Source organism: Pragia fontium, assembly GCF_900638655.1.
In the GTDB taxonomy this organism is placed as follows: Bacteria; Pseudomonadota; Gammaproteobacteria; order Enterobacterales; family Enterobacteriaceae; genus Pragia; species Pragia fontium.
Window position 1 is genome coordinate 541,987 of sequence record NZ_LR134531.1, and the last position, 12,801, is coordinate 554,787.

The 12,801-nt window shown below is 46.6% G+C and carries 10 protein-coding genes; 7 read left to right on the forward strand and 3 right to left on the reverse strand.

The window, feature by feature from the left end:
* The first annotated feature begins 9 nt into the window (after nt 1-9).
* Both EL341_RS02340 and uxaC read left to right on the forward strand, forming a co-directional pair.
* Nucleotides 10-1,494 (forward strand): mannitol dehydrogenase family protein, encoded by a 1,485-nt coding sequence (locus tag EL341_RS02340; protein ID WP_126466885.1) that lies wholly within the window; start codon nt 10-12, stop codon nt 1,492-1,494.
* The gene (uxaC, locus tag EL341_RS02345; protein WP_126466887.1) at nt 1,491-2,900 is read left to right on the forward strand and encodes a glucuronate isomerase; all 1,410 of its coding nucleotides are present in this window, start codon (nt 1,491-1,493) and stop codon (nt 2,898-2,900) included. The genes EL341_RS02340 and uxaC overlap by 4 nt, the downstream gene beginning before the upstream one ends.
* 451 nt (nt 2,901-3,351) lie before the next feature.
* On the opposite strand, the gene EL341_RS02350 is transcribed toward uxaC, so the two are convergent.
* Nucleotides 3,352-4,500: a 4Fe-4S binding protein gene (locus tag EL341_RS02350; RefSeq protein WP_126466889.1), complete on the reverse strand. Its 1,149-nt coding sequence runs from the start codon at nt 4,498-4,500 to the stop codon at nt 3,352-3,354.
* A 327-nt stretch (nt 4,501-4,827) separates the two neighbouring features.
* Between EL341_RS02350 and mgtE the strand changes: the two genes are divergently transcribed.
* Nucleotides 4,828-6,270 (forward strand): magnesium transporter, encoded by a 1,443-nt coding sequence (mgtE, locus tag EL341_RS02355; RefSeq protein WP_126466890.1) that lies wholly within the window; start codon nt 4,828-4,830, stop codon nt 6,268-6,270.
* 71 nt (nt 6,271-6,341) lie between these two features.
* Here mgtE and panE read toward each other — a convergent pair whose 3' ends face one another.
* Nucleotides 6,342-7,274, reverse strand: a complete 933-nt coding sequence (gene panE / locus EL341_RS02360) for a 2-dehydropantoate 2-reductase (RefSeq protein WP_126466892.1) — start codon at nt 7,272-7,274, stop codon at nt 6,342-6,344.
* A 277-nt stretch (nt 7,275-7,551) separates the two neighbouring features.
* Between panE and EL341_RS02365 the strand changes: the two genes are divergently transcribed.
* From EL341_RS02365 to EL341_RS02380, 4 genes are all read left to right on the forward strand, one after another.
* Entirely contained in the window at nt 7,552-8,274 is a 723-nt protein-coding gene (locus EL341_RS02365) for a phosphatase PAP2 family protein (protein WP_232036583.1), read from the forward strand.
* Between the two features lie 18 nt (nt 8,275-8,292).
* Nucleotides 8,293-8,880 (forward strand): undecaprenyl-diphosphate phosphatase, encoded by a 588-nt coding sequence (ybjG, locus tag EL341_RS02370; protein ID WP_126466894.1) that lies wholly within the window; start codon nt 8,293-8,295, stop codon nt 8,878-8,880.
* A gap of 423 nt (nt 8,881-9,303) precedes the next feature.
* On the forward strand, nt 9,304-10,311 hold the full coding sequence (locus EL341_RS02375; RefSeq protein WP_126466896.1) for a collagen-like triple helix repeat-containing protein: 1,008 nt from the start codon (nt 9,304-9,306) through the stop codon (nt 10,309-10,311).
* A gap of 73 nt (nt 10,312-10,384) precedes the next feature.
* Nucleotides 10,385-12,112, forward strand: coding sequence for a ShlB/FhaC/HecB family hemolysin secretion/activation protein (locus EL341_RS02380; RefSeq protein ID WP_074820400.1), 1,728 nt, complete (start codon nt 10,385-10,387; stop codon nt 12,110-12,112).
* A 69-nt stretch (nt 12,113-12,181) separates the two neighbouring features.
* Here the strand turns inward: EL341_RS02380 and EL341_RS02385 are convergent, their stop codons facing one another.
* Nucleotides 12,182-12,643 carry a YehS family protein gene (locus tag EL341_RS02385; RefSeq protein WP_047779886.1) on the reverse strand — a complete coding sequence of 154 codons (462 nt, stop codon included), beginning with the start codon at nt 12,641-12,643 and terminating at the stop codon, nt 12,182-12,184.
* Nucleotides 12,644-12,801 lie beyond the last annotated feature (158 nt).

Genomic DNA, 12,801 nt, shown 5'->3' on the forward strand with positions numbered 1-12,801 from the left:
AAGATTGTGATGGGTAGAATAAATAACACGGTATTGCCATCGGCGGTAGAGCAGCCTCAATATCAGCGTAGCGAGTTAAAAAGCCGCATTGTTCATCTGGGGTTTGGTGCATTTCACCGTGCTCATCAGGCGCTATTAACCAACCGGGTATTGCAGCAGATTGGTGGCGACTGGGGTATTTGTGAAATAAGTCTATTTGGCGGTGAATCACTGATAGCTTCACTGCGTGAACAGGATCATCTGTATAGCGTGCTGGAGAAAGGCGCGGAAAGTAATCAGGCGCTGATTATTGGTTCGGTGGCGGAGTCTTTGCATCCGGCGCTTGACGGAATAGAACGTATTCTGGAGAAAATAGCCGAGCCACAGGTAGCCATTGTTTCCATGACTATTACTGAAAAAGGCTATTGTGTCTTACCGGGCGGCGGTGGTCTGGATCTTAATCATTCTTTGATTAAGGCGGATTTGAGTCATCCACAGCAGCCAAAGTCGGCTATTGGAGTAATTGTTGAAGCATTACGTCGTCGCCGTGAACGTGGGTTGGCTCCTTTTACCGTCTTGTCCTGCGATAACATTCCGGAAAACGGCCATATCGTGAAGCAGGCCGTTTTGGGATTGGCACAGCAAAGCGATCCGCAGTTGGCTGATTGGATAAAACAGCATGTGCCTTTTCCAAGTACCATGGTTGACCGCATTGTGCCGGCAATAACCGATGAAACGCTGGCAGAAATCGAACTGGCGCTTGGAGTGAGCGACCCATGCGGTATTGCTTGCGAACCGTTTATTCAATGGGTGGTGGAAGATAATTTCGCTGCCGGTCGTCCGCAGTGGGAAGCGGTCGGTGCTGAATTGGTAAGTAACGTCGTGCCTTATGAAGAAATGAAACTGAGAATGCTTAACGGCAGTCACTCATTTCTGGCTTACTTAGGCTATCTGGCTGGCTATCAACATATTAATGATTGTATGACCGATGAGGCTTATCGCACAGCGGCTCACCGCTTAATGCTACAAGAGCAGGCACCAACGCTGAGTTTGCAAGGGGTGGATTTAGCAGGATATGCCGATCGATTAATTGAACGTTATAGCAACCCATCCCTTAAGCATCGTACCTGGCAAATTGCTATGGACGGCACCCAGAAGTTACCTCAGCGGATGTTGGATTCAGTGCGTTGGCATCTGGTTAACGGCAGCGGTTTTGATTGTCTGGCACTGGGCATTGCTGGATGGATGCGTTATGTCGGCGGTATCGATGATAGCGGTGCTTCCATTGATGTTCGCGATCCGATGGTTGAGCGTTTGCAACAGGTTTGTCAGTCGACTCAGGACGGCGCTGAGCGAGTGCAAGGGCTGTTAGCTATTCACGAAATTTTTGGCACCGCATTACCGCAAGACAGCCGTTTTGTTGATGCCGTTACCCGTAGCTATTTAGCCTTGGTCAAGCAAGGGGCTAAAAATACGGTACATCAACTTATGGCAAATGGGAGTATTCCATCATGAAAGCATTTTTAGGCGACGATTTCTTATTAACCACTGATGCCGCACAGCGTCTCTATTTTGAACATGCTGCGCCGCAGCCTATTTTTGACTATCACTGCCATTTACCGCCGAAAGACGTGATGGAAAATCGGCAGTTTGGCAATCTGGCTGAAATCTGGTTAGCCGGTGACCATTACAAATGGCGGGTATTAAGAACTGCCGGTGTGGATGAACGATTGATTACCGGTGATGCCAGCGACTATGAGAAGTATCTGGCTTGGGCATCGGTGGTGCCTAAAACCTTGGGCAATCCGATTTATCACTGGACCCATTTGGAACTGAAACGGCCGTTTGGCATCAGTAACGTTTGCCTGAACGCTGGCACCGCGGAGCAAATCTGGCATCAAGCGAATGAATTATTGGCTCAGCCACAGTTTTCTGCTCGCGGTATTATGCAGCAAATGAATGTGAAAATGGTGGGTACCACTGACGATCCGATTGATTCATTAGCCTACCATCAGGGCATTGCCGCCGATGATAGCTTTGATATTCAGGTGCGCCCTAGCTGGCGCCCGGATCGCGCCTTTAAAATCGATTTACCCGGGTTTACCGATTATATTCCGCTATTGGAAAAAGCAGCGGATATCGCCATTGAGCGTTTCAGGGACCTGTTGAATGCTCTGGAGAAGCGGTTGAATCATTTCGCTGCTCATGGCTGCGTGGCCGCCGATCACGGGGTTGAGATTGTGCGCTTCGCGCCAGTTCCCGCTGAGTCGACGCTGGATGCCATATTGGCTAAGCGACTATCCGGTCAGGCGTTAAGCGATCTGGAAATTGCCCAGTTTAGCACGGCGGTTCAGGTTTGGTTGGGGCAGCAATACCATCAGCGCGGATGGGTGATGCAGCTGCATATTGGTGCTTTACGTAACAATAATCAGCGTATGTTTACTCGCCTTGGTGCCGATGCCGGATTTGACTCTATTGGCGATCGTCCGGTAGCGGAAGCGTTATCCGGTTTGTTGAATGCACTGGATTGCGATGATCGTTTACCGAAAACCATTCTTTACTGTCTGAATCCGTCCGATAATGAAGTATTAGCGACCATGTGCGGCAACTTCCAGGGCGGTGGTATTGCTGGGAAAGTACAGTTTGGCTCCGGCTGGTGGTTTAACGATCAGAAAGACGGCATGCAGCGTCAGATGATGCAACTGTCACAGCTCGGTTTGTTGAGCCAGTTTGTGGGTATGTTAACGGACTCCAGAAGCTTCCTGTCCTATACCCGACATGAGTATTTCCGCCGCATTCTCTGCGATATGGTCGGTGGATGGATGCATAACGGCGAAATTCCGGCAGATTTCCAGTTGGTCGGTCAGATGATTGAGGATATTTGCTACGGTAACGCTGAGCGTTATTTTTCTCAGAAGTAGGGTTCGCGTTCTGAATAGATTCCGGTTTGCACCGGAATGACGATGATGTTTCAACCTGCTTATGTCGTCATCTAGCTTATGTCGTCATCCAGCTTATGTCGTCATTCAGCTTATGTCGTCATCTAGCTTATGTCGTCATTCAGCTTATGTCGTCATCTAGCTTATGTCGTCATCTAGCTTATGTCGTCATCTAGCTTATGTCGTCATCTAGCTTATGTCGTCATCTAGCTTATGTCGTCATCCAGCTTATGTCGTCATCCAACTTATGTCGTCATCTAGCTTATGTCGTCATCTAGCTTATGTCGTCATCTAGCTTATGTCGTCATCCAACTTATGTCGTCATCCCCGCGAAAGCGGGGATCTCGCCCTTAAACCAAACGTTGTCATTAAGCTAAAACCTTAGATGATTCGCTACGCCTGCGGTTTTCACCAGAATGACAGAAAGGACACATCAGGGATGACCTAACTGCTGACTGGCCGGAATCAAGCGATAGTAAAACTGTTCCGGTAGTTGAGTGTCCCAATGACCGGCAAACTTAGCATAGCCAATGGTTCCTGCCAGAATCAGGGTCAACATTAAGGCTACGGCCATACCTGATAGCCCAAGACTATGGGTTGCTCCGGGTTCTCCCTTTGGTTTGGTGAGGGAAAATACCAGCGTGTCTTTTGCCGGGCAGGACTCCACACAGGACATGCAAGCAGTACACTCAACGGTGCGTACCTGAATTAAGCGATCGACCGGAATACGCGATGGGCAAGCCTTAGCGCACTTACCGCAGTCAATGCAGCTATCGGCATTACGGCGAATCTTAAAGGGGGAAAATAGTGAGAAAATACCAATCAAGGCGCCATAGGGGCATAAATAACGGCACCAGAGGTTTTGAATAAACAGGCTACCGATGGTCAGCACGATAATTGAAATTAGCGTCGTTTCTCCGATAAATCGAAAGAAGTTCAGCATTTTGACGTCAGCAACCAGACCATAGGGCGACATCAGAAAAGCCTGTAGCGCCTGTACCGGCATGGGGATGACCAGATAGAGAAAAAATGCCAGCAGCAAATACTTCAGTCCGCGCAAGGGAATATCTAACCAGCGAGGCAGAAGAAAATGGCGGCCAAATAGTTTTTTACCCAGTGTAGCCAGCGCTTCAGACAGCGTTCCTATCGGACATAACCATGAACAGAAGGCTTTCTTCAATAAGAAACTCATGGCTAAAAAAGCAATCAGTAACAGCATGGAAGCGGCATGAACCGGGGGAATCTGCCAGGTTTCCAGCGTATATTTCAGATTCATCAAGCCCGCGATGGGCAGCCATCCCTCAATCCCTGCTGGACGTTCCACAAAGGTGCTATTGCCGCCAGTTTCGTAGAAACGTACCCAATAATAGAAAGTTATGCAGATATAAATATTGATCAGTAGAAATACCGACTGAGCCGCATGACGCCAGAGCTTTGCGTTACGCAGGTCATACCAAGGCAGTTTTCCTCCAATCGTTCCCGGGCGACGCACCAGTTTTTTTCTGGAGCGCTTGGCCGCCTGCGCAATATCATCATCAATTACCGGCTGTAAAATACTGTGCTGATCGTTCTGAGTATTCATATGGCTTATCGTTATTTAAGTTATTGCTACAGTTAATGATATGAATAAAATGGCATCGGGAAATTAACTGTCAGATTATTGCATTTTAAATACCTGTTTATTGAGATGGATCGGTTTTTAGCGTAATAGAACGCTAATCTACTCTTTAGGGGTAGAGCGGGTTTCCTGCGCCATATCTATTGAGAAAAGTATTCTGAATTTTTAGGCAGATTAAGAAAAATATTCACGACTATTTATAGTGGAATCGGCTATGGTAGCGCCGGACAGATTATAAAACCGGAGATAGCCCGCTGCGGCAGTCAATATAATGAAAGAGCGACGAGCACTATGACGCAGAATGAATTACTGAATGAACAAATGACCAGTTCAAAGCTGGAGCTGAATCGGCAACGGATTCTTGAACTGCTGTCGGATGGTTTATTGGTTGCCGCTATTGACTATGGACAGCAGACTTCAAGCCTGTCAGACCCCTCATTAGATAAAGAAATCAGTGAGCTTCGCCGGTTAGTTAACAAACTGCACGCCGCTGACCTTGCCGACTTATTAGAGTCACTGCCGAAAAATAAACGACAGGCTATTTGGTCGCTATTAAGCGATGTTAAGCGCGGCAAAACCTTGGTTGAAGCTTCCGACGCAGTCTGGGACAGTCTGATTGAAGATATGAGCGATCGCCAACTGCTGGCCGCGCTTCAACATCTGGATTTGAACGATCAAGCCTATCTGGCTGGCCATCTTCCCCGTGATTTAGTTGAGCAACTATTAGCTTCTCTGGATGCACCACAGCGCGCCAGAATTAGTGAAGTGATTCATCTGGGGCGAGATAAAGTCGGTGCATTGATGGACTTTGAACTGATCGCTATCCGGGATGATATTACATTGGCAACGGTGCTGCGTTTTTTGCAACGGCGAAAAAATATTGCTGATTCTACCGATAAGATCTTTGTTATCGATCGGGAGAACCGGCTGATGGGCGAGCTGTTGATTACCGATATTTTGCTGCATAAACCGGAAACGCCGGTCGCAGCGCTAATGCTGAAAGAACCGCTGACTTTCCTGCCGGATGATAAAGCCGAAGATGCTGCCAGTGCGTTTGAGCGTTATAACCTGATCAGTGCGCCAGTGGTGAATCAGCAGAACAAGTTAATTGGTCGCTTAACCGTTGAAGATGTAGTTGATGTAGTGATGGAAGAGAGCGATACCGACTTGCGTCGAATGGCGGGATTAAGTGAGAAAGAAGATATTTTTGCTCCGGTACTGACTTCCGTTCGTCAACGTTCTGCGTGGCTGGCTATTAATCTGTGTACCGCATTTATTGCATCACGAGTGATTGGGCTGTTTGAGGGAACCATTTCAGAATTGGTGGCTTTAGCTGCCCTGATGCCGATCGTCGCCGGGATCGGCGGTAATACCGGTAATCAGACCATTACCATGATTGTTCGGGCGCTGGCTCTGCATCATATTCGTTCCGGCGATATGCCCTTTATGCTGATGCGTGAACTGGGTGTAGCACTGATTAACGGCATTGTCTGGGGAGGCGTGATGGGCGGGGTAACCTACCTGTTGTACGGTAATCTGGAAATGGGTGGCGTGATGACTTTAGCTATGCTGCTCAATTTGCTGTTGGCCGCGATTATGGGGGTTATTATTCCGATGACCATGAATAAACTGGGCAGGGATCCGGCCATTGGTTCCAGCGTGATGATTACCGCAATTACCGATACCGGTGGCTTTTTTATATTTTTAGGGTTAGCAACGCTGTTTTTGGTATGACTTGTTATAAGAGCGATATTTCGCTCTTATAAGCTATGGGGATGATGTGGTCAGTCAGATTAATCAGTTCGTTACTGGTTAGCCACCCTCTGCGATTCATAGGCTTTCAGGTGGGTGTAGGCTGCGCGTAAGCGGATTAGTGTGTCCATGTTCATACCGGATTGTTCCGCGCGGAATAACAGATCGCCGACGATTTGCTCTGCTTCAATACGTGAACCATGTTGTAGATCCCGGTACATGGATGCGGTCAGTGTTGAGCCGGGTTCGGTTAGCATACGATGAGCGCGTTCCACATCCGGTTGATAGCCGTGCTTAACCGCAATACTGCGAATTTCTTCTATCAGCATCAGAATAAAGGTTTTCCCGTCAGGAGCCGCAATAATTTCACCAATTGGTGCGCGCATCAGGCAGGTGCCGGCGGCCAGCGAAGCGAGGAAGAGCCACTTTTCCCACATGGCCAGAGTAATATTGCTGCTGAGCTCAGAATCAAACTTAGCCTGTTTTAAGATGTGCGCAATTGCTTCTGCTCGGTTGGTTTTCACGCCGTTTAATTCACCGAAAGTAATATTATGCGTTGGCGTCATCTGGTGTATGACACCATCCGCTTCAACGGTCGACACGATGTTACATAACCCACCCAGTACCTTGTCTTTACCAAAGGCATTTTCCAGCGTTTGTATATGACGCATACCGTTAAGCAACGGAAGAATAACGGTATTGCTGCCGACGGCGGGAGCAAATGAGCGAATGGCATCTTCAAGATCGTAGGCTTTACAGCTTAGTAGAATCAGGTCAAAAGGTTGTTTAATTTGTTCGGCCAGAATGGTGGGCGGCGAGGAAAGGGTGATGAGGTTATTTTGTGGATCTTTAATCACTAATCCGTTTCGCTGCAATTTTTCTGCTCGGGCTGGGCGAACCAGAAAGGTCGTGTCCTGATGTGCCTGCAATAACTTTGCTCCGAAATATCCCCCAACGGCGCCAGCCCCAACGGTAAGAATACGCATATAAAATCCTCTGCCTGACAGATAAGCCATCTGTATATGAAGTGAAGAACCAATATATTCCGAAATCTAACAGAGATCGAAAATACATTTTGGAATAGGCCAGAATTCACCATCTTGACCGCCAATGATTTTAGTCTAATGACCCTGTTTGGCTTTAAATAACCAGAGGGTTGTTCAACGCTGCTTTCTTAAGATTTCACTAATAATTATCCAATATGCTTATCGATATTCAGCCGCAAAGCGGCTGCTTTTTAGCGGGCCAGAATAGGGTAATTGAATGATCGATCGTAAACCAATGCTCTGGTGGGACAGCGTTCCTCAGCCATTGCCTGCTGCATTTTATATTCGTCAAATTATCGCTCTGACGATAGTTGCGGCGATACTTTGTTTTATTTCTCTACAGGATCAACTTGATTTTTGGCTTACGCGTCAATGGTATCAACCAGAGACTCACTCTTTTCCTTTACAGAATAATTTTTGGTTGGAATTACTGAATCACAAATTAGTGAAGTTTTTGATTGTCGGTTCGGCCATTGCTGGTCTTGGCTGGGGGATATACCGTAAAAATCTTCGCTTGATAACGGTAATGGTATTACTGGGGTTAGGTACCGCGGTGGTTGGTCTATTGAAAGCGTCCAGTATTCATTCCTGTCCCTGGAGCCTGTCTGAGTTTGGTGGGCAGGCGACTTATATTCGGCTTTTTGGCTCGGTTTCTGCGGGAGTTAACGCGGGCCCAGGGCAATGTTTTCCTGGCGGCCATGCGTCATGTGGTTTTGCCGTAATGGCGCTGTTTTTTCTTTTCTATCCTCAACAGCCTAAAGCGGCATGGTTTTACTGGTGGCTGGGTATTGTCTTGGGCATGGCGATGGGGTTTGGACAAATGATGAGAGGAGCGCATTTTCTTTCTCATAATCTTTGGGCGGGTTGGTGGGTGTGGGCTAGTCAGGTCGCTTTTTATTTCCTGATAACTAAAACGCTATTGTGGCTGCGAACCAGATAGGTCTTGAGGTGATGTTTAATGGAACAGTTTAATCAGCAATTATTTTTGATGCTCAACGCTACGCCTAATTCAAGTCATTGGATAATGGTGCTGGCCCATTTTTTCGCTCAACAGGCCATTATGATGATCCCCGCAGCCGCGTTGATTGGCTGGCTGTGGGTTCCTCGCCGTGAACTGATAGTGAAAATGTTAATTACTTTATGTATTGCGATGATATTGGCGAAAATTATCCAAGCGATATATCCACATACACGTCCGTTTGTTGAGGGCGTTGGCTATCAGTTTTTAGCACATGCTAATAGCGATTCCTTTCCCAGCAATCATGGTACTGCGGCATTTGCTTTTGCTCTGGCCTTTATTTTCTGGGGACGCATGATATATGGCGCAGCATTCTTGATAATTGCTTTAGGTATTGCATGGTCGCGAATTTATCTGGGAGTGCATTGGCCTATGGATATGGTCGGTGGTTTTCTGGTTGGGTTACTTGCCTGTTGTTTAACTGATTTGATTTGGTCTGGATTAGGAAAACAAGTCTTAAATAAATTGGAGATGTTTTATCGTCGGGTTTTCGCCACGCTGATACAGCGTTGTTGGGTAAAATATTAATTCCTGTTAATTATTGCTGATAGAACGCAGCCATTAAAAACAACCTGCCACTTGTTAAATAGTCGATAAGGATATAGCCATTTAACAAATAATACTCCCATCTATTTATAAACTCTCTCGCTCTTTTATTATTTTAATAAATTTTAAATATAGTTTTGTTTTATATTGTAATTTTGACGAAGGGAGATTAACTGTCTGTCTCAAAAGGTGATTCTTGAGACAGGTAGTTATATTTTTTCTTGGTGAGCATTTCAAATATGACATAAAGGTCATAACCGCATTGCTATTTTTGATGAAACTAATTCTATTTTATTCATGTAATTAACAGCGAATAAATATCTTTGTTTGTCAGCTGGAATATATAAAAACCAATTCTACACTTACCTTATACGCCAATAGGCGTATTTATCGGGGGTAATCATTATGCGCCGGACAGATATTGGCCGCTTGAGCAAAATAGCACTGGCAGTATTACTTGCCTGTTCGCTCGCGGCATGTAGTGGGGGCGGTGGCAGTTCTAGCCACTCTGCAAAAGGTGGTGGTGGTCAAACGATTGATGGAGGCGGTAGCGGCGGTGGTAGTAATGGCGGTGGTGGTAATAACGGCGGCGGCGGCGGTAACAACGGCGGTGGCGATGGTACTGATACCACGACGACCACAGGCGAGGTTCTTACTGATGCCGGTGGTGCGGTAAATGGCATCGGCGATACGGTGAAAGATGTGGGTGGAATTGTCAGTAATGTCAACTTACCTGACGCTGGCGGTACTCTCGTTCAAGGCACCGTTTCACTGCTCGATTCTACCGGTAATGCGATTAATGATATTGGTACCGGCATCCAGGATGGTGTAGGTCAATTAGGTGAAAATCCTAATGCGATTGGTACCACAGTGGCAGGCGTACCAACAGCGGTTAGCACTCTGGGTACGGGGGTATCTGGTTTAGGGGATACGATTACCGATCTGGGTGACAGCCAATTGTTAGGTGGGGTAGGTAGTACCGGACTATTGAGTACTACTGGTGGTTTAGTGAATCAAGTTGGCGGTGTTGTGACGAATGTGGGTGATGGTTTAGCGACCGATCTGACGTCTGGCGCGACATCTCAAGTGACGACCGAACTGACGAGTGTTGTTGCTCCAGTTATTGGTACTACCGAGGGTTTAACCCAGCAGGTCGGTGGGACTACTGGATTAGCGGCTCCGGTGAATAGTTTACTGGATCAGGTTGGTGGCACGGTTAGCGATTTAGGCACTCAGATTTCTGCCGGTGATTCGTCTCTGGGCGGTCTTGGTGGCACGGTAACCAATGTGGGTGAGGCGATTAGTGATGCGGATGGCCTATTGTCAGGTCAAAGTAGTACGACAGGTACGACAGGTACGACTGGTACTTTGAGCGGCACCGTTAGCGGTCTTACCGGTATTCTGAGTAAATAAATAATAAAGTCTAATTTCACGCCCCCCTTTATTGGGGGGCTTTCTTGCCCGGGTGCTTTAAGGGATGTAAATTATGAAAATAAGGCAAATAGGTATTTTTTGTTTATTAACGTCGGGCGCTACTGGCGCATGGGCCGATGTTCTTCCGACTCTTATTGATCCAAATAACCCGGCCAAGGTTGCTCGGGAAGTCCCCAAACCACCGTCTCAACGAAGTACGGCTATTCAGGTTTCTACCCCCTCTTCAGCAACAAAAGCTTCGCTAACCGGGCTTACCCCGGATACTCTGATAGAGGTGAATCACCTGCGGTTTATTGGCGGAACTCGATATAGTAATCGTGTTCTGGCCGCGCCCTATGCCAGTTTAATCGGTAAAAAAGTACCGCTAAAACAACTGCTCGCCGCGACTCAATTGCTCACTGAGCAATATCGTCAGGATGGTTATATTCTTTCCTATGCCTATATTCCGGCGAAAAATTTTCAGCAGGGTACGTTAAATGTTGTTTTGGTTGAAGGTTATATCGCCAATAGTCGGATAAAGAGTGATAACACGGCGATTGCTAAAAAATTAGGCAAGTTAGCCCGTAAGATGATGGAAGAGAAACCACTGACCAAAGATTTGTTTGAACGCTATAGCATATTGATGAGTCGAATACCGGATGCCAAAGTGACCGCTTCGGCCAATAACCCGAACAATATTTATGGCGCAACAGTATTGGATGTGAAGTCAGAACATCCTCGTTATTGGAACCTGAGTTCAACGCTGGATAGTCGTAAGGATGAACAGAAGGCGGTTATCAGCGGTACCCTTAGTGGATTAACGCCGTATGGTGAGCAACTGGGGGTAGCAACCATGCTGCCGCTAGGTAACAGCGACAATAAAGAAAACTATGTGGGTTTAAACTATCAGCAGTATTTAGGCGATGATGGTTTACAGATGCAGCTGAAAGGCAGTTATTACCAGAAAAAGCCTAAAAAATATACGCCTGTCCTAGTGTTACCTCAGTATAACGTCGATATTGGTGGCAAAACCGATGCAACTCAATATACCAGCGGGATTCAGTTTAACTATCCGCTGGTGCTGACCAGAAAGAAACAGTGGACGGTGAGTGGTGGTCTGGATTATTTAGATAAAAGTTACGATCAGTATTATCGCGGTCAGATACAAGGGACATCTTTTTCAGTCAGCGAAACGCAGACACTACGTTATCCTGCGGCGGAAGTCTCTCTATTTGGCTATCAAGAATACACTCAGGCATTATGGACGACTCGCCTTAACGTTCGTCAGGGAATTGAAGGAGCGATATCTAACAGTACATTACCGGCGACAGATATTCCTTTTACTCGCTGGAGAATGAATAACGATATGGCTTACCTTTTTGCCGAGAAATGGCGTTTAAGCGCCAGCATTGAAGGTGATTGGTCTGATAATGATTTACCGGAACCTGAACGTGTTAGTTTTGGTGGGTTACGCTATGGTCGGGGTTATCCCGATGGGGATGCTAGCGGTGACTATGGCTATGGTGGACAAGTTGAAATGCGCTACTTATATAGCCGAGAAAGTCAGTGGCTGAATACGGTTCAGCCGTATGTGGTGATGGATACGGCCCATACTTACTTTAACCAGCCGGCATTGGCAACTCGCCAGTTAGCTTCTTACGCTGCCGGCGTCACTATTGGTGACGGTAAACATTATTCAGTTTCTTTGGAAGGGGCCCGACCAATAGGGGATTTACCTGGCGACAGCGATAAGCGTGGATTGCGCTTTAACGCCACGTTTACCTATAACTTCAATAACTAATTTATTTGGTTCGCAGATATGAGCAGTCTAATCTGGAGAGATTCCGGCTTAGACTGCTCAATACATCGATTAACCGCGCACGCGAGTGGTCAATCCTTTGAGGAAGTATCTCAACAGTTGATCGCCGCATTCACGGTAGTTTTTATGACCTGGTTTGCGAAACACCGCGCTTAGTTCAGGTTTAGAGACGCGAAAATCGACAGATTTATAGATATCTAACAGATCGGTATCTTTCAGTTCAAAGGCAATCCGCAATTTTTTCAGCACGATGTTATTGGTTATTTTGGCTTCGATTGCCGGTGCCGGGAAGTTTTCATCTTTACCGCGTCTGAAAAAGATCAGACCGTTAAGAAAATGTCCCATAACGTGATCGTTACACTCTTGGAATGCTGGGTCGTCTTCTTTTTTTAGCCAACTGGCCATTTCAGCCAGAGTCACATCCAGGTCAGCCAGTTTGACGATCTGAACCATCTGGGCATCGCTAAGATCCAACATATAACGAACGCTGCGCAGGGTGTAGTTATTTACCATAGTTATCCAATTTTTCTCTATTCAGAACCAGCTTTAGTGATTTATACCGGTTATACAGGGTATTGCTTATTTTTATCAGTGGATAATGGTTAACCGCTGATGTTCGGGCGTGCATGCATAGTAGGCACTAATGCACCGTTTCTCAATGATGATTTTTA

Coding starts and splice junctions, on each gene's coding strand:
- EL341_RS02340 (WP_126466885.1), top strand. CDS start 10: ATGGGTAGAATAAATAACACGGTATTGCCATCGGCGGTAGAGCAGCCT.
- uxaC (WP_126466887.1), top strand. CDS start 1,491: ATGAAAGCATTTTTAGGCGACGATTTCTTATTAACCACTGATGCCGCA.
- EL341_RS02350 (WP_126466889.1), bottom strand. CDS start 4,500: ATGAATACTCAGAACGATCAGCACAGTATTTTACAGCCGGTAATTGAT.
- mgtE (WP_126466890.1), top strand. CDS start 4,828: ATGACGCAGAATGAATTACTGAATGAACAAATGACCAGTTCAAAGCTG.
- panE (WP_126466892.1), bottom strand. CDS start 7,274: ATGCGTATTCTTACCGTTGGGGCTGGCGCCGTTGGGGGATATTTCGGA.
- EL341_RS02365 (WP_232036583.1), top strand. CDS start 7,552: ATGATCGATCGTAAACCAATGCTCTGGTGGGACAGCGTTCCTCAGCCA.
- ybjG (WP_126466894.1), top strand. CDS start 8,293: ATGGAACAGTTTAATCAGCAATTATTTTTGATGCTCAACGCTACGCCT.
- EL341_RS02375 (WP_126466896.1), top strand. CDS start 9,304: ATGCGCCGGACAGATATTGGCCGCTTGAGCAAAATAGCACTGGCAGTA.
- EL341_RS02380 (WP_074820400.1), top strand. CDS start 10,385: ATGAAAATAAGGCAAATAGGTATTTTTTGTTTATTAACGTCGGGCGCT.
- EL341_RS02385 (WP_047779886.1), bottom strand. CDS start 12,643: ATGGTAAATAACTACACCCTGCGCAGCGTTCGTTATATGTTGGATCTT.